The following is a 20,144-nucleotide window of genomic DNA, read 5'->3' as shown; positions in this document are numbered from 1 at the left end:
CAAGGGTTTCGCGGCGCGGCGGTGTTGGCCCTGGTGACGGGCATCTCCCGGCTGTCTGTCACCAACCCTACCAACTTAAAAACCATTGTGAAATCCTACCTTTTGACGACCCTCGCGGTCACTGCCCTGTCCATGCTTTCGGGAACAGCCCTCGCCGGAGAGAGCCGCCCAGTGGCGGTGAAATCCCCACCTCCGGCCCCAGCCCCCACGCGGGTGAACATGGGCCAGGCGCATAACCCGAACCAGACGACCATCCTCCTGGATCATCTGGGCCAGGTCATCGCCGTGCTGCCTGCGACTTCACGCTGATCCGGCATGAGTTCTGCTGGCATGAAGGTGCGGCCTGTGAGGGCCTTCCTTTGAATCCACATCCGCCCTTTCCCCGCCACGGGGTGAGGGCGTTTTCTATTCAGCCATGACAGATCCACAGCTCGATCACCTCTTGAACAGCGCGGCCTCCCCGCCGGGCCTGTCGCCAGCTTTTGCCAGCCATGTCTGGCGGGAGATCCAGGCGCGGCAAAACCAGCGGAGTATTAGGTGGAAACAGGCTGTGGACTGGATTCTATGCCCACGTGCGGTGGCTTTAGCCGCCGCCTGTGCGGTCCTGATGGGTACGGTGTGGTGGGTGCAAAAAGAGGTGCCTAGTCAGCCATCAGCGGTGACACCAGAGACTCGCGCCAGCCTCGCCTGGATGCGCAGTGCCCGTGCCCTGAGCGAAGAGGAATTTGCCCGCGAATGTGCTCTACACGAAGGCCAGCGCGCCGAATGTGCCCGGCTGTGTGCCCAGCTACAAGAAGCACGCGAACGACTGCGTCTGGCCCAGCAAACCCATGGGCCGGGGGCTGCCACCACGCAGACCCATGAGCTGCATGTGAAGAGCTGCGAGCAGACTGTACTGCTGCATTTGAAAAAAGTGGCCACGGCCATGAATCCCCAGGCCGCTCAGGCCTACGTCCGGCAGATGCTGCCCCACCTGCCCGCCGATCACGAAACCCTGCAATTCATCACCTCAACCCGCCGCCAGCCCTGACTGATGTCCGACGCTGACGCAGCGGCCATGCAGAGACTGGCAGGGGGAGACGACCTGGCGCTGAATGAGATTATGGCCCGCTGGCAGGACCGCCTGGCCGCCTTTCTGTGGCACATGACTCATGACCACGCGGCTGCCGGGGACTTGGCGCAGGAGACCTTTGTGCGCCTCTACCAGCATCGTCATCGCTACCGCCCACAGGCGGCGTTTTCCAGCTACCTCTTCCGCATCGCCCGCCACCTGCTGGCCAATCACTGGCGCTGGAAAAAACGCCATCCGGCGGCCTCGCTGGATTCACTTCCGGAAGGAGGGCTGGACCAGGCGGCTGCTACTCAGGCCCCAGATGAAAGCCTGAGTCAGGCTGAAACGGCGCGTGAGGTGCGGCGCGCTATTGCCAGCCTGCCGAACGACCTGCGGGAGGCCCTGGTGCTCTTCACCTATCAGGATCTGGGGTATCGGCAGATGGCGGATATTTTGGACTGCTCTGAAAAAGCCGTCGAAACACGACTCTACCGGGCCCGCCAGCTTCTGAAGGAAAAGCTGGCGGCCCTGGCCCAGGGGTGAGTAAGCCTACTGTGTCAGACCCAATGAACGAAAGCGCTGGAGGCCGCGTTTAGCCCTACATGATGAACCTGCTCCTGCCTTTTTCCATGGCACTCACCGCCTGCACCGCCCTAGCTGCCGGGCCTATTCAGCTTACGGTCCATGGCGGTGAAAGCGTGCAGACTCGCGCCATCGTCACATTCACAGCACCCAAGGAATGGCAGGGAGAGCACACGCTTTCAGGCAGGGACGGCACCGTCGTTTCCATGCTACAGGTGGATGCCGAGGGACGGGCCGTGATGATCGTGCCGCAGATCGGAGTGGGGGAGAACATTCACTTTAAGGAAGCCCCGTCCAGCCCGCCTGTCGCGCCCTATGGCCTCACGGTGGAGAAGGCGAGCGACGTTCTGCATTTCACCCATCACCAGGAGGGCAAAAAAAGGCCCGTGTTTGATTACCAGATGGAGGCCGGACCCGTGCCGAAAGGGGTATCGGAGGTGTTCAAGCATGGCGCGCACCTGCACCCTGTTTTCACGCCTAACGGCAAGCTGGTCACGGGCAACCACCCGGCGGACCACCGCTGGCATCGCGGCATCTGGATGGCCTGGACGAAGACGGAATTTGAAGGTGGTCACCCCGATTTCTGGAATCAGGGCAAGGGGCCCGATGGCACCCTCACTGCCGAGGTCCAGTTTCAATCCCTGGTGAAAAGCTGGGGAGGTCCGGTGCAGGCTGGGTTCATCAGCAAGCACCGTTTTGTGGACCGCCCCGCTGGGCAGGAAAAAGCCGTGTTGGAGGAGACCTGGGAAGTCACCGCCTATGCCCTGACGAGCGGGGATTCGTCGGCTTTCATACTGGACCTCGTTTCTACCCAGACTTGCGCGGGTGCCTTGCCCCTGAAGTTGCCCACTTACCACTACGGCGGCCTGGGCGTGCGTGGCCATGCGCAGTGGGATCCGGTGGATCAGGTGACCATGCTCACCAGCAATGGCGATGACCGCAAAACGGGCGACTCCACAAAGGCCAAGTGGGTCCACATGGGCGGCGTGGTGGAGGGGCAGCCCGCTGGCATGGCCATCCTCATTCACCCCAGTAATTTCCGCTTTCCCCAGCCGCTGAGGCTGAACCCGAAGAACCCCCAGCTCTGCATTGCCCCTTCCCAAGACGGGGACTGGTCCATCGAGCCAGGCACGCCTTACGTCTCCAAGTATCGTTTCCTCATCACGGATGGCCCCGCCAAGGCGCGATCCATCGAGGCAGCCTGGGAAAGTTACGCCCAGCCGCTGAAGGTGACGCTGGAGTGAGAGTGATGCAGGCACTACGGCCCACCAAAACAACGGCAAAGCATTGCAAACAGCGGCAAACCACAGCAAACTTGCCGTCCTCCCCCAAACCATGCTACTCAACCACGGCATCCATCTCGGCTACTGCACCAATATCCACCGTGGTGAAACCTGGGACCAAACCTGGGCCACCCTGCGCGACTATACCCTGCGGGTGAAGGAGCGCGTGAGCCCGGACAAGCCCTATGGCATCGGTTTGCGCCTGGGCCATCAGGCCTCGCTGGAGCTGCTGGCACCCGGAAAGATCGCCGAATTCAAGGACTGGCTGGCGGCCAACAACTGCTACGTCTTCACCATCAATGGTTTCCCCTACGGCTCCTTCCACGGCACCCGGGTGAAGGAGCAGGTCTTCCTACCCGACTGGACTTCCAAAGACCGGCTGGAATACACCAAGCGCCTGTTTGACATCCTGGCTCAGCTCCTGCCTCCTGGGGCCAGCGGCAGCGTCAGCACCCTGCCCGGTTCGCACAAGACCTTTAACATCGGCGGGGACGAGATCAGTGCGATTTTTGAAAACGTACGCCTCTGCCGCGAACACATCGAAACAGTCTCCGCCGCCACTGGGCATGACCTCCACCTCGGTTTCGAGCCCGAGCCCCTCGGCCTGTTTGAGACCAGTGGCGAAGTGCTGAAATTCTTCGGCCTCTATTACGACCGCCACCCGCAGGACAAGGACTTCTTCAAGTTCATCGGCCTGAACTACGACACCTGCCACCTCGCCATCGAGTATGAGACGCCCAAGCGTGCGCTTTCCCGGATCTCCGGCGCCGGCATTCGCCTCAGCAAGCTGCATTTCAGCTCCGCGCTGAAGCTGAAACCCACGCCCGATATGGTGGCCAAACTGCGCGCGTTTGACGAGCAGGTGTACTTCCACCAGGTCATCGCCGACTACGGCCCCACCACCCCATTGCGCCGCTTCAAGGACCTGCCAGATGCACTCCAGTTCGCCCAGACGAATCCGGCGGAACTGGGAGACGAATGGCGTGTCCACTTCCACATCCCCCTGCACGCTCAGCCGACGGATGGCTTTGAAAGCACACGCGACCACATCGAAGGAGCCATGGACTGGCTTTCCCAAAATCCTACGAAGTGCCAGCACATCGAAATGGAGACCTATACCTGGGAAGTCCTGCCCGGCGAGCTGCGCACGGGCGATGTCGTGGACCAACTCGTCAAAGAGTATGATTGGACGCTGGGGGCCATGCGCGAACGCCAATTGGTGGAGTAAGTCCGCGCAGTCCTGACTTTGATTTTAAGAAAAAGATGTTCTAAAGAAGGGCTTCAGACATTTCTCAGCCGATGACCGTGAAACATAAACTGACAAAAATCTGAGCCCTCCTCAGAACAATCATCATCTTCCTTCCAGGAAGAGGGAGTGGCCATGAGTAAGGATACTCATTTTCATGGAGGTCTTGTGCCAGGGCCTCAATCTTTGGGCATTGCCCGAGTGGCAGCCGTGCGGGTTTCCACGCCGAGTTTGCGCAGGATGGCGTGTACGTGGTTCGTCACCGTACGGTAGCTGATGCCCAGAATGGTGGCGATTTCTCGGTCTCGTTTACCCTCCATCATCCAGGCAAAGACCTCGCTCTCGCGCCTAGTCAGCCCGGCCCGTCGCAGCGGGGTGTGATCCAGCGAAGAAATCTGGGGCTGCTGCTCCAGCGTGCGGCTCAGCACCCGGTCATTCTGATGGGCGATGACCACTTGGCGGCTGAACAAGCGGATGATTTCCAGATCCTCCTCAGCAAAATCCCGGCTGCCGCCGCGATTGAAAGTCACGCCACCGAGCTGGGTCGCGGACTGCACGGGGGTGACCACCTGATGGCGAATATCCAGCGGCTTGAAGCCGATGTCATAGAGCTCCGTTTTCTGAAACTCGCGTAGGGTGGTCAGCTCGGACAGCCGCATCAGCTCATTTGACCCCGCGGCGATGATGGGAAAGCCCGGGTGGTCCCGCTGCACCACTTCGCCGATCCTTTTCAGCCGCTCTTCCAGGCCCGCAGGCTCATAATCCACCCCGTAGGCCGCCGTCAGCGTGCCTGTCTGGCGGTCCCACAGTTCCAGGCTGCTGCAGCTTTCTGGAAACAGGTGTTGGCAGGCCCGGAAGACCCGGGTCTGAAAGGGGCTTCCGTCTTCCCTTTGGTGCATCATCTCCACGGCTTCCAGCAGCTTGCGCAACCGGGCCTCCATCGTCATTTGCATGATTGAGATATCAGGGCGTTTCAGGGGGCATTCCAGTCCAAATCTACCTGCCCTGCCTACAAAAGTGCCGAGTTTGAACTCACAGTTCGTTTGAGAATGCCACTGAAGCAGAAAGGGCCTTTGCCGCTGTAGCATTGACTAGCGGGGCAGGGGGGCTTTACAACGCTGACATGACTTTGACTTGGCACTTTCTGAGAGTGGCTCTAGGCGTGGTGCTCTTGATGGGGCAGGCCCTGGCTGCGCCAGTGGAGGTGGAACTGGTGATCTATGAGGTGCCGGAGTTGCTGTGGCAGGCGAAATTTGAAGGGCAGTTTCAAGAGCAACCGGCGCTGAAAAAGCGACTGGATGAGGAAATGCAGGCGGGCGGGCTGAAGCAGATTTTGGCCGTGAAAGGGGCTGTGGCAGAGGACCAACCCTGGATCTGGCGGCAGGGGCAGGAGCAGGAGTTTGCTGAAGGCTGGGAGACTCCCGAGAAGCCACCTGCCATCCCGGCGAGCCGGAAGAAGCGCTTTGTGGGTAGTGCCGTGGAGCTTCGGCACGAGGGCCTCACGGAAGGGGGTAGGCTGCTGGTGAGCCTGAAGCTGGAGCACCACCTTAACCCGCCGAAGATGCGCCGCATCAGCTACGCCAATGCAGCGACGGGGGCCGAGCGAGAGAAGCTGTCTGTGGAGTACCCGCAGTTTGATCAAATCGAGTGGGTAGGAAAGCTGGCCGTGTGGCAGCAGTGGCGAAAGGTGACCAGTGTGCTGCGCCTTTCCGGTTCGGAGGCCGGGTTGGGATCCGCCATGCGGTATGTGGTCTTTATCAAACGTCTTTGATCATGAAAGCACATCTAGTTAGTCTTGTTCTGGGAGTGGGTGGGGCAGCCTTGCCTGCGCTGGGGGAGCCGCTGCCCATGGAGGTGCGGCAGGTGGTGATCCGTGCGCCTGAGATGGAGGTGATCCGGCTCATGGTGGGACCGAAAAAAACGGATGCTGAAAGGGTGGTGGAGCTTCGGCGGGCAGTGAAAGAAGGCCGAGCCAGTGTGATCTCGGATGTCAGCAGCGCAGCAGATGACGGGGGCCGGGTGAGTGTGAAGAGCGGGCAGTTGGCCTGGATGCCGAGTGAGCTGGACCAGGAGATGGACCGGCTTTTCATGGTGCCTACGGCCTTTGAGGAACGCTTCATCGGCACGTCCCTGGAGTGCGAACTCCAAGCTTGGGGGCCGCCCGCCACGGAGTCGAAAATCTCGGCACAATGGGTGACCCGATATGCTCCGCGGGGCCCTGAGACCGTACTTTGGCCCACATCCTGGCTGGATGTCTATGACCGCAAGACGAACCAACTGACGGACAAGGCCGTGCATGGCTGGCTGGACTGGCGCGATCTGTTTGAGGAAAGCGTGGTCTGCGGAGTGATCCTGGAAAGCGGTGAACCTAAAATCCTGGCCGTGATGCCACCGGGGGACCAAGTGTGGCCAGGAGACCGAAAGGGGCGCTGGCTGGATGTTTTTATCGCGGAGGCACAACTGCCCGGCCTGCCGAAGAGACCTGTCACCGCCGAAAAAGCAGCGATGGGCAACCATACCTGGGTCTATGGCCTGGCCCTGGACTCAAAAGCGGCGCTAGCGCTGATGCGGGCACGCCAGCCAGCGGAGGATGCGGGTTTGCTGCAAAGGCTGATGGCCCAGGTGGAGGAAGGCCGCGCAAGAATGGTGCTGTGCGCGGGCTCCGCCCAGGTCCAGGGACAGCGCGGACAACTGGTGAGCACGCGCTGGCACGAATACCCGACGGAAATGCCGAGCATCCCCTCCGCGTGGGAGGCTAGGGCTGTGGGAACGAACCTGGAAATGGATGGTGGTGCGCTGTCCTTGCGGCAGGCGATCGCCGCCCCGGCGCGCAGTGAGTGGAAGCTGGCGCTGGATGTGCCTGAGGCCATCATGTGGCAGCCTCGGTTCCGGGATTTTCAGATTCAGACAGAAGCGGGTGCCTCTCCCGGCACCCAGCTGCTGAGTGTGATGCAGGTGCCTGAGGTGATGCAAGGAGAAGGTCTGCCTAAGGATGAAACGCTGCTGGTCTTTTCCCAACGTGAAGGGCCGGGCTGGCCGGAAGCGCCTGCCCCAAAGCCAGGGTATGAGGCGGAAATCATGGTCTTCGAAATCCCAGTCAGTGAGGAGGCGGAGTGGCAGGCCGCTGCCGTCGGCAAATGGGGGCAACCGGACACCCGGAGATTGCAGGCGTTGGTAGACAGTGCGCAGTCCGGACAGAGACCGCTGGTGGCGCATGTCATGCTGCAACTGCAAGGGGGGATGCAGGCCACGGTGGGCATCACTGAGGATTACCCGACGGCGACGGAGTTTGACCCCCCGCATCGCGATGGCTCCCCGCGCATGCGCCCCACGGCGCTGGAGACTTTGCCTGTGGGCAGCCGCTGGGAGTTGGATCTGAACGATGAAAACCTTTCGGTCGCCGAGGATCCGCATCTGCTGCTGACGCACACTTTTCTGCACAGCACCGCCCGGCCGCTGGAGCCGGGATTGAAGGAGACTCTGGCCATCTCCGCCGACCCCGAAGCCGAGTATCCAGGGGCTCCGCACTTGGTGGAGACTTGGTCGGAAGGCAGCCTGAAACTGGTTCCAGGGCAGGTGCGTTGCCTGGGCCTGCGCAGGCCGCCGGGCAGCGCCAGTAATGTGCGCCACGTGGCCTTCATCCAGGTGCGAGAGCTGGTGCCCTGAGCGGCCTAACAAAAAGCTTGCTAAAGCTCGCCGCTCCTTGCCATCAGGGCATCCGCCGGGGTGGTGGGGGGATGGGCGAAATTGAGCTCGAGCTGTCGGGGTGCGGGCAGGAAACGGGAGCGCAGTTGGTCACTTTCCAGCAGGGCGATCTTGGGCGCGTGGTCGGCAGCGATGATGAACGGCAGCACCTTTTTCAATCCCACGCGCATGCGCTGCAGGTCCACCAGCGTGAGCCGGGAGAAACGGCGCGCGGCGAGGATGCGGCCCACATTGGTCACGCCAAGGCCTGGGATGCGCCATAGTAGCTCCTGCGGAGCGCGGTTGATATCCACTGGGAAGAGGGCACGGTTGCGCAGCGCCCAGGCCAGTTTGGGGTCGATCTCCAGATCCAGGTGAGGGTTTTCAGCGGGCAGCAGTTCCTTGACGTCAAAGCCGTAAAAGCGCAGCAGCCAGTCGGCCTGATAAAGGCGGTGTTCCCGCACCAGTGGTGGCGGCTTGATAGGCAGCAGCACACTGGGCTCCGGGATGGGGCTGAAGCCGCTGTAGTAAACCCGGCGCAGGCGGTAGTCGCGGTACAGCTCATCGGCCCGACCCAGCACGACGGCGTCATCGGAGGCATCGGCCCCGACGAGCATCTGGGTGCTCTGGCCCGTGGCGAAGGCGGGCGGTTTGGCCCGTGGAGTGGCTTTGATCTGGCGTGCTTCTTTTTTGGCGGCGAAGGACTCATCAATGCGCTGGCGGATGCCGCCCATGGCGTGCTGGGTGCGCTTTAAATTTTTTTCCGGGGCTAGAGTGTCCAAGCTACTTTGAGTGGGCAGCTCGATGTTGATGCTGATGCGGTCGGCATAGCGCCCGGCTTTTTCGATGAGCTCAGGTGAGGCTTCCGGGATGGTCTTGAGGTGGATGTAGCCGCGGAAGTGATGCACCTCGCGCAACTGGCGGGCCACCTCAATGACCATCTCCATGGTGTAGTCTGCGCTGCGCACGATGCCGGAGCTGAGGAAGAGGCCCTCGATGTAGTTCCGCTTGTAGAAATCCAGCGTCAGTTTCACCACCTCCTCCGGCGTAAAGCGTGCCCGGTTCACATTGCTGCTGCGGCGGTTGATGCAGTAGTGGCAGTCGTAAAGGCAGACGTTGGTCAGCAGGACCTTGAGCAAGGAGACACAGCGCCCGTCTGGCGTGTAGCTGTGGCAGATGCCTGCCCCGCCGGTGGAGCCGACACCCGTGCTGCCGCGCGAATCTTTTTTCGCTGCTCCAGAACTGGCGCAGGAGGCATCGTATTTCGCCGCATCGGCCAGGATTTCGAGTTTGCGGTCCAGTTCCATGATTCAATCGAACAGTATTCAAAAGAACGGATTTGTCACGCCTCGGACTCCATCTTTTCCACAGATTGGCGATTTTCGAACAGCTTGCGGTGCTTCGTGACTCGGCCTGACACGCGTTTTCGCCACAGGCGAAAGCTGGAAGGTTTAAGCTCACGCCGCATGACAGCGATGACTTGAGGCTCGGTAAGGCCCGTACGTTCTTCGATTTCTTCGAAAGTCGTCCGGTCTTCCCAGGCGAGGCGGATGATGAGAGAGGGATCTGGAGTGGACATTTTAAAACCTTTTTGAAGCCCTTGGGTCTTTGTGAAGCCAGCCTTCGGGCGAAAGGCCATCAGGCTCTGGTGGGGACTTCCGTTCCCGGAGATCAATCCAAGGGCATTGCAGGATGGGTTGAGAAGACATTGTAACCTTTACGATCAGAAAGCTTCGGAGGCGACTCTCGGCAAGACGCACGATTTTTTGTATTGTCATTGTATGCGAGTTTGGTCATTATCCCACGTTGAGTCCCTCCCGGCTTTGTCTGTTCACATGAAAACACCCCCATTTAAACCCTTGGCCTCCCTCGTTGGAGCCCTGCTCCTTACGGCGATGAGTTCCATCGCTGATCCTATCGTCCTCAACCCGACAGATCCGCAGACCATCATCGTGCGGGATGGATTGACGGCGACGATGACAGTCACAGGAGGTAGCAATACTGACGAAAAAATCGGCTACCGCTGGTACAAGGTTAACACCGCAGTGGCAGGTCCAGAAGACGATGTGCGTGTGGTTGATGGAGGCGGGATCAGCGGATCTGCGACGGGCACTCTGAAGTTCACAGGGGCAAAGGGGGAGCAATCTGGTGATTATTATGCGGAAGTATTTGAAAGGGTGGAACCATTTCCAGAGATCTCTTCACCCATTTTCACCCTTCAGGTGAATGTGCGTCCAAAGATTGCCACACCTCCGGCGAGCGGCCAACCGCAATCAGCGACAGTCAGCCAGGGGGAAGGGGTGAGCTTGGCGGTTGTCTTGACGCCTGACACCACAACGGCAGGCCTGACCTATCAGTGGCAGAAAAACAATGTGGACATCCCTACGGCGGTGAACCCGACGGCAGATGAGGCCACGTTTGTCATTCCTGTGGCCTCCGTCGGCAATGAGACCACCGAAGGTGCCCAGTGGCCGGATGCTGCCAGCTACCGCGTGAAAATCGTCAGTTCCCTGACCAACACGACCTTGTTTAGCAAGGCCGCTGTTCTGAAGGTGAACAGTCAGCCCTTCATCCTCACCCAGCCTGCGGCTGCGACGGGTGGTACCCTTTATGTGGCCAACAAAGCCACTGGAAAGCTGAGCGTGCTGTCCGGGGGCAATCCCAAGCTGGAATACCAGTGGGAAAAAGTCAATGGCACCGCAGAAACGACGGATGACGATGTGCTGAATGCCAAGGCCAGCTCCCTCAGTGTGAAGGAAGAAGGCACGTATCGCGTGCGTGTGAAAAACTTCCTTTCAGGCACTCCTCTCGGCACCATCAGTAATTACGCCAACGTGGTCGTGCTGAACAAGCCGACGGAAGTGGGCACCATCGTTGCAACTTCTAACAAGCCTGCACAGCCGAATGCCAAAGGTGAGTTTGAGGCCAATGATGTCGGTGGAGACACTGAAGTCACTCTTACGGTGACTCCTAATGTGGATGACACAGGTGTGCTGGAATATCAGTGGCAGAAAGACGGCAAGAACATCTTCGACGAACCTGCCGGCACCGCCGGTGTGACGGGAGCCCAGACCGCCGCCATCAAGTTTGCACCCTTGAGCTGGACTCACCGGGGTGTGTATCGCTGCGTCATCAAAAACAAGGTGGGTGTTTACACCTCCAAGACCTTCGCCCTGAAGGTGAATTCCAAGCCTTTGCTGATCACCCCACCGACAGATCTTCTTGGCATCAAGGACAAGGCCGTGACGTTCAGCCTCGTTGCTGGTGGCAATGCCCCGCTGACCTATAAGTGGTATCGCGAAAGCCAGCCTGAAACGGTCCTCGGCACTGCTGCCAAATTCACTCGGTCCAAGCTCGGCGATTCCGACGAAGGCAACTACTACTGTGTGATCTCCAACAGCTTTGGCACTTTCACGACTGAGTTGGTTAACCTTCAGGTGGATGCGCCAGTGAAGATCGGCCTTCAGCCAGCGGCTGCGGCGGTGACTTCTGGTAACACGCTGACTCTTTCCATCAGCACCAGCCAGGGCGATGGCCCGATCAAGTACCAGTGGCAGCGCAACAATGTGAACCTGACTAACAGCCCCCGCATCACGGGTGCCCAGACCACGGTCACCGGGCCTGCAGGCCTGCGCGATACCGTGCAACTGGTCATTACGGATCTGACCACGGCGGATGCCGGCAGCTATCGTTGCATCGTCAGCAATGTGAACGACACGGTCAAGGTGACCAGCGCGACTGCCAAGGTCACGGTGCTGACAGCCCCTTTCTTCCTTGTCGATGGGCAGCCGCTGGACAAAGAGGTGTTTGAAGACTCCAACGTGAGCTTCATCGTCAAGGCCGGCGGATCTCCCACCCTCAAGTATCAGTGGGAGAAGGCTTCCAGCTTGGCAGGCCCTTGGACCGCTTTGGTCGGCAAGACTGCCGCCACTCTGACTCTGACCAATGTGCAGTTGGACCCCGAGATCGGTAATCAGGGCTTCTACCGCTGCGTGGTGAACAACGCCACGGGCGTGCCCGCCACCTCGAATCCTGCTCAGTTGACGATCAACCTGATTCCAGATCCGGTGATCACTTCCTTCACGCCCCACAAGGCGAGAAAGAACGAAAAAATCCGCATCTCGGGCACTAACCTTGAGTTTGTTAAGAGTGTCCGGTTTAAAAATGCGGACACTGGCACTCTGGTGACTCCTGTGAAAGAACCCGGCGGAACGATCCTGATCCCGGTTCCAGCGGCTGGATTCTTGGATGGTGAGGAAGTGGAGCTGTTTGCCATCTCGAAGAATGGCTCTGATGGAAGCGGTAGCGAAACCTTCAGCCGATCCGCTGCGCAAGTAAACGACCGCAACAATCCGACCATCATTGTGGGCTCGACCTTCCCTGCTACTCAGGGAGCGACGACGGCAGGGCTGGAAGGGGAGTCTCTGACTTTCAGTGAGCCTGAAGTGAGGGGCCTGCCCGCCACGGGCTTAGGCGAAGCCGTTTATACCTGGGTGTTCCCGAAGGCCGGACGTTATGGGGCTGTTGTGAATTCCAATTTCCAGGTTTGGCTTGGATATGATTTCGATGGCACTTATGACGAGGATTATGACTTCCTGAACCGCGTGTATCGCGTGGAGTTCGTTGTCGCCGATGACAACACGCCTGTGAAGTTTTATGTCTTCGGGGTGGATGGCACCGGGTTCAATTTGGAGGACTTTGGCAGCTACGCCTTGCAGGTGGTTTACCAGGGGCCTGTGCTCGGGCCTGCTCCAGTCCAGACCAGCGGTTCCGCTTCCTTGGCCAAATGGCAGACAGATGGTGAGACCGGTAACCTGAGAATGGTGCAGACCGATGAGGGCAGTGAGAAGAGCAGTTTCACCGGCAGCAGCGCCGAAGGTGCGCAGCCCACGGTGCTGTGGACCGATGCCAGCGAAGTCCAGGCAGGCCCGGACAGCGTGGTGCGGACAGAGTGGACGATGGACATCGACCAGGCCGGTGCTGGCACCAAAGGCCACTTTGGCTGGCAGGTCACCGGTTCGAATGGTTCCCCGCTCGGTCAGCTTCAGTTCTCCGTGGAAGATGGGGCGATCTACGCGGTGCAACCCAATGGCACCCGCACGGCTCTTGAGCCGGTGCTGGTCCCTGGGTCCAGCCACCGCTTTGAGATCACCACCGATCTGGGCAATGCCACCTGGCAGGCCCGCATCGATGGCGTGGCCCTCGGTGATCCGCTGCCGTTGCCTGCTAACTCGGGCTTTGGCGATGTGTCAGTGATCTGGTACCCTGCCAGCGGCAGTGCCCAGCCGACGATGACCTTTGACGGTGTGACCGTCACGGTGGACTGAATCCGCTGACGATTAAATGAAAAAGCCCGGTTGCGAAGGCAGCCGGGCTTTTTTGTGGGAACGGTCTCCGTCCAGAGTGGGACGGGCGTCGTTTTAGTGGAGCGTGACTACGCCTTCTCAAAGGCATCGGCCACACGCAGCACGGTCAGTTCATCCAGCGGTTTGCCGATGATCTGTAGGCCCACGGGGAGCTGCTGGCCACCTTCTTCAGCGGTGCCGCAGGGCACGCTGATGGCGGGCAGGCCGGCGAGGTTCACCGGGATGGTGAAGATGTCTTCCAGGTAGGCGGCCAGAGGGTTGTCCTTCAGCTCGCCCAGCTTGTGGGCCGGGGTGGGGCTGGTGGGGCTGATGATGACATCCACCTGCTCAAAGGCTTTTTCAAAATCCTGTCGGATGAGGGTGCGGGCGCGCTGGGCCTTGATGTAGTAGGCATCGTAATAACCGCTGCTGAGCACATAAGTGCCCAGAAGAATGCGGCGCTTCACTTCTGGGCCAAAGCCCTGCTCGCGGCTCAGCATGTAGTGCTCCAGGAGGTTCTTCGGGTCGGCTGCGCGGTGACCGTAACGCACCCCGTCGAAGCGGGCCAAGTTGGTGGAGGCCTCCGCAGGGGCGATGATGTAGTAGGTGCTCACGCCCACATCGGTGTGCGGCAGGCTGATCTCCACTGGGATGGCTCCCAGGGACTCCAGCTTCTTTACGGCAGCGTTCACACTGGCGGAAACTCCGGCGTGGATGCCGCTGATGAAGTATTCCTTGGGCAGGCCGATGCGCAGGCCCTTGATGTCGCGGCCAATGGCGGCGGTGAAGTCTGGGACCTCCACGTCTAGGGAGGTGGAGTCGCGGTTGTCCTTACCGCAGAGGTGGTTCAGCAGCAGGGCGGCATCTTCCACGGTCTTGGTGATGGGGCCGATCTGGTCCAGGGACGAAGCGAAAGCCACCAGGCCAAAGCGAGAGATGCGTCCGTAGGTCGGTTTGATGCCCACGCAGCCGCAAAGGGCTGCGGGCTGGCGGATGGAGCCGCCCGTGTCAGACCCCAGGGTGGCGATGGCCAGATTTCCAGCCACGGCGGCCGCGCTACCACCGCTGGAGCCGCCGGGGATGCGCTCCAGATCCCGGGGATTGCGCGTGGTGCCGAGGGCCGAGTTTTCGGTGGAGGAGCCCATGGCGAATTCGTCCATGTTCATCCGCCCAAAGGGGATGCCACCACCAGCGCGCAGCTTTTGGATGGCCCCGGCATCGTAGGGGGCGCGGTAGTTGGCCAGCATCTTGGAGGCGCAGGTGCAGGGCTCGCCCAGGACGTTCATGTTGTCCTTGATGCCGATGGGGATGCCGCCGAGCGGGTGGGAAAGATCGGCCTTGTCCGCTTCAGCAAGGGCTTTTTCCAAGTCCCAGGACAGGTAAGCACCAATGCTGGGGTTTTGTGCCTCAATAGCGGCGGCGACGTCTTGGACGATGTCGCGAGGGCTGATTTCTTTGGCGGTGAGCCGCTGGCGCAGGGCGGCGATGGTGGAAGTGGCGAGGGACATTCGGGAAAGGGGAATCAAAGGGTCATCGGTCAGCACGGGGCAGGGGGATCATTCCTCCCCTACCACTTTATTGATGCGGAACTGGTCCATGGCGCGCTGGGGTGCATTGGCCAGGGCCTCCTCCTGGGTAAAGCCGGGCCGGGCCACATCGGGGCGCACCACGTCAAAGACGGGCATCGCATGGGCGCTGGGCTCGGCATCCAGAGGGTAATTGCTGAGCTGGTCAATGTGGCCGAGGATCAGGGAAAGCTGGGCGGTATAGGCCGTGGCTTCCTCAGGCGTGAGGGCGAGGCGGGATAGCTTGGCAATGTGCGCGATGTTGATCTCTGGAGTCGGCATGTACCTTTTCTAAACCGCAGCGCCTGGGGTGCAAGATGTACAACCAATTTTCCACCGGGTTCTGTGGGGGAGAATCCGTCCAAAGCATGTCCGATCCGCTCTAAATCTTGTCCGAGAAGCCCCCTTCCTGATAGCGTTGGTCTGACCTGTCGCCCAACCCGCTATGAAAAGTCTGCTTCTGCTCGCCCTCACCAGCGCCTCCCTGCTCCAGGCAGAGACCCTCATCACCTGGAAGCGCGTCCAGTTGGCCGACCAATTTTATGCCGAAGGGGCCAATCATGCGGACGTGAACAAGGATGGTCACACGGACATCATCAGCGGCCCCTTCTGGTATGAAGGGCCCGATTGGCAAAAGAAGCACGCTTTTTACGAGCCGAAAGTATTCAACATCGTTGGTTATTCCGACAACTTCTTCAGTTACCCGCAGGACTTCAATGGCGACGGCTGGTTGGACATCTTGGTCCTGGGTTTTCCCGGTAAGGAAGCCCGGCTGTATCTGAACCCTGGCCAGTTTAAAACCGACACGCCCTGGTCCATGCACATCGTGGCGGACGTGGTGGACAATGAGTCGCCCGTTTTCACCGACATCACCGGAGATGGCAAACCGGAGATTGTGTGCAGTACGGGCGGCCGTTTTGGTTGGTTCGCACCGAATTGGGACAAGCCCACGGAGAAGTGGCCTTTCGTCGCTGTGACGGGTGATATGAAGGTGGCCAAGTTCACCCATGGCCTAGGCGTGGGCGATGTGAATGGCGATGGCCGCATGGATCTGCTGGAGGCCCGCCGCTGGTGGGAGGCTGGTGATGGGCCTAACTGGAAGCAGCACAATTTTGCTGCCGGTCTGGGCGGTGGAGCGCAGATGTTTGCCTATGACTTCGATGGCGATGGCCGCAACGATGTGGCCACGGCTCTGTCTGCCCATCGTTACGGCGTGGCGGTTTTCATGAATCGCGCAGGCAATGACGGGGCGCAGTGGGACAAGCGCACGCTGGTGGGCGAGCAGCCCTGGGAGAATGATTACGGCATCGTCTTCAGCCAACCGCATGCCATGGCCCTGGTCGATGTGGATGGTGACGGCGTGAAGGATCTCGTCACGGGCAAACGCTACTGGGCGCACAATGGCAAAGGAGACCCGGACGAGCACGGCGCGCGCGTGGTCTATTGGTTCCAGACCAAGCGCGATGGCAAAGGCGGCGTGGAATTCATCCCACATCTGGTGGATGCCGAAAGCGGTGTGGGCACGGATGTGCAGGTGAGCGATATGAATGGCGACAAGCTCCCGGACATCGTGGTGGGCAACAAAGCCGGGGTGTATGTGCTGCTGCAAGAGCGCCGAGAAGTGAGTGCATCCGTCGCCCAGCAGATGCAGCCCAAAAAGCTCTATGGCCCCTCCGGCCTCGCCCCGCAGAAGGATTACAAAGCAGGCCAGCCCGCTGCTGAGGCCCTGAAGAATCTGCAACTGCCCACCGGCTTCAAGGCCGAGCTCATCGCCGCTGAACCGGAAGTGGTACAGCCAATCGCCATGACCTGGGATGAGCGTGGCCGCCTGTGGGTGATCGAGGGCAACAGCTACCCGAAACCGCGCGAGCTGGGCGCAGGTCAGGATCGCATCTTGATCTTTGAGGATGCAGATGGAAACGGCAGCTTTGAAAAGCGCACCGTCTTCGCGGAAGGCATCAGCCTCGCCAGCGGCATCGAGATCGGTTTCGGCGGCGTCTGGGTGGGCGCGGCTCCTTACTTCATGTTCATCCCGGATGTGGATCGTGATGATAAACCGGATGCCATGCATGCCGGATACGAAGCCAACCAGACGCCCAAAGTCCCGGGCCTCAAATTCACCGCTTACGCCTTGCTGGATGGCTGGGGCAGCCAGGATACGCATGAGACGCTGAATAGCTTTATCTGGGGTCCAGACGGCTGGCTGTATGGTTGCCATGGGGTCTTTACACACTCAAAGGTAGGTAAAGTGGGCACGCCCGATGACCAGCGCGTGCCGCTGAATGCAGGCGTCTGGCGCTACCACCCGGTGCGGCATCAGTTCGAAGTTTTTGCGCATGGGACGAGCAATCCCTGGGGGCTGGACTATGACCAGCATGGCGAATTTTTCGTCACGGCCTGCGTGATTCCTCACCTTTATCACATTGTGCCCGGGGGGCGTTATCACCGGCAGGGCGGACAGCATTTTAACCCCCACACGTATGAGGATATCAAGACCATCGCCGATCATGCACACTTCGCAGGCAGCGTGAAGGACAACGCCCACTGGGGCGCGCGTAAGGATGGAGGCATCGTGGCAGACGATACGAACCAGGCCGGCGGCGGCCATGCCCACTGCGGCCTCGCCATTTACCAAAGCAACCAGTTCCCCGCCATTTACCGGAACCAACTCCTGTTTGGCAACCTGCATGGGCACCGTCTGGTGAACAATTACCTGGACCCCAAAGGCAGCACCTACATCGGTCGGCACGGCAGTGACTTCATGCGGTCTAACGACATGCATTTCATCCCCGTGACACAAAAGGTCGGCCCCGATGGCTCTCTGTATGTGAGCGACTGGAGTGACAAGCAGGTGTGCCACCGTGGCAGCAACGCCATCGAGATGTGGGACCGCAGCAATGGGCGCATTTATCGAATTAGCTATCGCGAAGGTGGCGTGGGCACTCTTGCCCGCATCGAAAAGAATGGCGGCGAAGCCGCGATATCAAACGAAGTGGACAAGAGTTCCGAAGGCAGCCGTAAGGCAATCCGCGCTCCTCTCAATGCCGCAGCACGCGAGTTCAACTTCCCGAAAGCACCGTTCGACCTGACAAAGGAAAACTTTGTGACGTTGACCAAACTGGCAGTGCAAACTGAAAACGAGTGGTTCTCAAGAATGGCGCGGAGGGTAATCATGGAGCGTGTAGCCGGAACTTCTCCGTTCATCGCTGGAGAGGACTTTCGCGAGGCGGAACAGGTTCTCTTATCTTCAGGGGCGAGCACGGCGGAATCACTTCGTTGTATTTGGGGTCAAGCTGCGTTTGGCTCGGAAACAACAACCGGGGATTATCGAGGCTACCTATCTCATCCCAATGAACGCACCCAGGTTCAAGCAATCAGAATGGTGAAAGAGATCCTTTTGAACAATCTTGTGTCCCCTGCTGGTTCTCCGCGAGAAGTAGCCGAGCCTTACAAGACCTGGTATGGCAGCCTTCGCCCATTGGCCCAAAATTCCCCTTCTGCGATTGTGCGACGGGAGCTCGCCTCGCTTGTCATCGCTCTTCCAACAGATCTGTCTTTAAAGACCGAACTCGCCACCGCCCTACTCCAACGAGCTGAGGACAAAGAAGATCCCTACATCCCACTGCTCATCTGGTATGGTATTGAGCCCGTGGTTGGGGCAGATGCGAAGGTGGGGCTAGAACTGGCGAAGGCATCCAAGATGCCGAAGGTGACGGAGTTCATCTATCGCCGTGTAGGAGCGGAAGAAGCCGGGCGCAAGGCTCTACTGAGCATCGCGGCTGAGTCAGCAGATTCAGCTCAGCGGGAGGCGCTGCTGCGCACCGTGGTGGAAGCAGCGCGGGCAGGCAATAAGGTGATGCTGCCCAATGAATGGGCTTTGATGAAAAGAAAATTAGGTGAGTCACTTCTCATTGCGGAGCTGGAGGCTTTCATGGGGGTGGAGGCGAGTGTGGCGGTGTATCGCCAAAAGCTCAGCTCGCAGGCCTCGTTGACGGAACGGGAAGCAGCGCTGCGCATTTTGATGCAGGTGCGAGATCCACAGACGGCGGGACTTCTGCATCAGGTGATCCAGAGTGGTGACAAGGCGATTTTACGCCGGGCCATTCAGGCGCTGGCCACACTTCCACATGAGGGCACTCCGGCCTTGCTGCTGGCGAAGTTTTCCAGCTTCGATGCCACAGCTCAAAACGATGCCATCAACACCCTGACTACCACTCCGGCTGGGGCGCGGGGACTACTGCTGGCGGTGAAGGACGGGAAGGTTTCGCGTTCCTTGCTTTCACCTTTCCTGGCTCGGCAGATGGATACGCTGAAGGATGAGCAGGTGAAGGCGCTGATCAAAGAAGTCTGGGGCGATCTGAATGCCCCGAAGGCGGACCTGGAGCAGCGCAAGGTGAAGTTCCGCACCACGCTTTCGCCGGCGGCCCTGGCCAAGGCGGACGCCATCAAGGGCAAGATGATCTTCACGGCCACCTGTGGAACATGCCATCGTTTGTTAGGCGAAGGGCAGGACGTGGGCCCGGATTTGACCGGATCCAACCGTGCCGATTTGGACTACCTGCTGGACAACGTGCTGGACCCCAATGCGGTCATCGGCAAAGACTACCAACTCAATGTCTTTGAGCTCAATGATGGCCGCATCGCCAGCGGGGTGATCAAGGAGGAAACAGCGGCCGCTTACCGGGTCACGCTGCCGGGAGGCATCGAGCAGATCGTGAAAAAGGCCGAGGTGAAAAAGCGCACGCTTTCCCCCATGAGCACGATGCCGGAAGGACTCTTTGATGCTCTGCCTGCGGACATGCTGCTGGATCTGGTGAAATACTTGCAAAGCGGGGCCACTTTGGCGAGCAAAGGCGGCTCAGAGACGGCTTTGGTCACGGGTGCCATTGAGGGGGAAAACCTGAAGGTGGAAGCCACAGACGGCAGCACTCGTTCCCAGAATATGGGTGCATTCAAAGGTGGCCAATGGAGCGGCGGCAAGCACCTCTGGTGGACGGGCGCCAAGGTGGCCAGCACGCTGAAGATCACGTTTCAGGTGGCCGAAGCAGGCAAGAAGAAAGTATATGCCGTTTTCACCCAAGCGCCCGATTACGCCGTCGTCAGTTTTAAGGTGAACGGTAACTCCAGCGCCCTCGGTCCCGTGGATCTCTACAATCCTGCGGTCGTCAATACAGCGGAACAACTCATCGGCGAATTTGAGTTCAAGCCCGGAGAACAGACGCTGGAAGTGATGATAGACGGAAAAAATCCGGCAGCCAAACCGGCGCTGATGTTTGCCCTGGATTACCTTCGGGTGGAGTGATGGCTGTCCTCCTTGCTGAGGGGCCCAGAATTCTCCCTGAGGTTTTTCAATGAAGAGTGAACGCCGTTGTGCCCTCAAGGTTCAAT

14 protein-coding genes are annotated in these 20,144 nt (G+C 59.7%); 9 read left to right on the top strand and 5 right to left on the bottom strand.

The window, feature by feature from the left end:
- Positions 1-87: 87 nt before the first annotated feature.
- From ABEB25_RS06385 to eboE, 5 genes are all read left to right on the top strand, one after another.
- On the top strand, positions 88-309 hold the full coding sequence (locus ABEB25_RS06385; RefSeq protein ID WP_345735552.1) for a hypothetical protein: 222 nt from the start codon (positions 88-90) through the stop codon (positions 307-309).
- A 106-nt stretch (positions 310-415) separates the two neighbouring features.
- Positions 416-1,030 (top strand): hypothetical protein, encoded by a 615-nt coding sequence (locus ABEB25_RS06380; RefSeq protein ID WP_345735551.1) that lies wholly within the window; start codon positions 416-418, stop codon positions 1,028-1,030.
- Positions 1,031-1,033: 3 nt separating this feature from the next.
- A complete protein-coding gene (locus ABEB25_RS06375) occupies positions 1,034-1,594 on the top strand; it encodes an RNA polymerase sigma factor (protein ID WP_345735550.1) in 561 nt (186 codons plus the stop codon).
- 59 nt (positions 1,595-1,653) lie between these two features.
- The gene (locus tag ABEB25_RS06370) at positions 1,654-2,877 is read left to right on the top strand and encodes a DUF6807 domain-containing protein (protein WP_345735549.1); all 1,224 of its coding nucleotides are present in this window, start codon (positions 1,654-1,656) and stop codon (positions 2,875-2,877) included.
- Between the two features lie 91 nt (positions 2,878-2,968).
- Positions 2,969-4,144 (top strand): metabolite traffic protein EboE, encoded by a 1,176-nt coding sequence (eboE, locus tag ABEB25_RS06365; RefSeq protein ID WP_345735548.1) that lies wholly within the window; start codon positions 2,969-2,971, stop codon positions 4,142-4,144.
- Positions 4,145-4,341: 197 nt separating this feature from the next.
- Here the strand turns inward: eboE and ABEB25_RS06360 are convergent, their stop codons facing one another.
- Positions 4,342-5,109 carry a helix-turn-helix transcriptional regulator gene (locus ABEB25_RS06360; protein ID WP_345735547.1) on the bottom strand — a complete coding sequence of 256 codons (768 nt, stop codon included), beginning with the start codon at positions 5,107-5,109 and terminating at the stop codon, positions 4,342-4,344.
- Between the two features lie 176 nt (positions 5,110-5,285).
- Here ABEB25_RS06360 and ABEB25_RS06355 point away from each other — a divergent pair, with 176 nt between their 5' ends.
- Together ABEB25_RS06355 and ABEB25_RS06350 are read left to right on the top strand one after the other, a co-directional pair.
- Positions 5,286-5,933, top strand: coding sequence for a hypothetical protein (locus ABEB25_RS06355; RefSeq protein ID WP_345735546.1), 648 nt, complete (start codon positions 5,286-5,288; stop codon positions 5,931-5,933).
- A gap of 2 nt (positions 5,934-5,935) precedes the next feature.
- Positions 5,936-7,828, top strand: a complete 1,893-nt coding sequence (locus ABEB25_RS06350) for a hypothetical protein (RefSeq protein ID WP_345735545.1) — start codon at positions 5,936-5,938, stop codon at positions 7,826-7,828.
- A 20-nt stretch (positions 7,829-7,848) separates the two neighbouring features.
- Here ABEB25_RS06350 and ABEB25_RS06345 read toward each other — a convergent pair whose 3' ends face one another.
- A complete protein-coding gene (locus ABEB25_RS06345; protein ID WP_345735544.1) occupies positions 7,849-9,153 on the bottom strand; it encodes a putative DNA modification/repair radical SAM protein in 1,305 nt (434 codons plus the stop codon).
- Positions 9,154-9,188: 35 nt separating this feature from the next.
- A complete protein-coding gene (locus ABEB25_RS06340; protein ID WP_345735543.1) occupies positions 9,189-9,425 on the bottom strand; it encodes a TIGR03643 family protein in 237 nt (78 codons plus the stop codon).
- Positions 9,426-9,681: 256 nt separating this feature from the next.
- Here ABEB25_RS06340 and ABEB25_RS06335 point away from each other — a divergent pair, with 256 nt between their 5' ends.
- A complete protein-coding gene (locus ABEB25_RS06335) occupies positions 9,682-13,173 on the top strand; it encodes an immunoglobulin domain-containing protein (RefSeq protein ID WP_345735542.1) in 3,492 nt (1,163 codons plus the stop codon).
- A 107-nt stretch (positions 13,174-13,280) separates the two neighbouring features.
- Here ABEB25_RS06335 and gatA read toward each other — a convergent pair whose 3' ends face one another.
- Both gatA and gatC read right to left on the bottom strand, forming a co-directional pair.
- On the bottom strand, positions 13,281-14,699 hold the full coding sequence (gatA, locus tag ABEB25_RS06330) for an Asp-tRNA(Asn)/Glu-tRNA(Gln) amidotransferase subunit GatA (protein WP_345735541.1): 1,419 nt from the start codon (positions 14,697-14,699) through the stop codon (positions 13,281-13,283).
- Positions 14,700-14,747: 48 nt separating this feature from the next.
- On the bottom strand, positions 14,748-15,038 hold the full coding sequence (gene gatC / locus ABEB25_RS06325) for an Asp-tRNA(Asn)/Glu-tRNA(Gln) amidotransferase subunit GatC (protein WP_345735540.1): 291 nt from the start codon (positions 15,036-15,038) through the stop codon (positions 14,748-14,750).
- A gap of 163 nt (positions 15,039-15,201) precedes the next feature.
- On the opposite strand from gatC, the gene ABEB25_RS06320 reads away from it, so the two are divergent.
- Positions 15,202-20,058: a PVC-type heme-binding CxxCH protein gene (locus ABEB25_RS06320; protein ID WP_345735539.1), complete on the top strand. Its 4,857-nt coding sequence runs from the start codon at positions 15,202-15,204 to the stop codon at positions 20,056-20,058.
- Positions 20,059-20,144: the final 86 nt, after the last annotated feature.

The sequence above is a fragment of the Prosthecobacter algae genome (assembly GCF_039542385.1).
Classification (GTDB): domain Bacteria; phylum Verrucomicrobiota; class Verrucomicrobiia; order Verrucomicrobiales; family Verrucomicrobiaceae; genus Prosthecobacter; species Prosthecobacter algae.
This window is presented reverse-complemented; position numbering and strand designations above follow the sequence as displayed.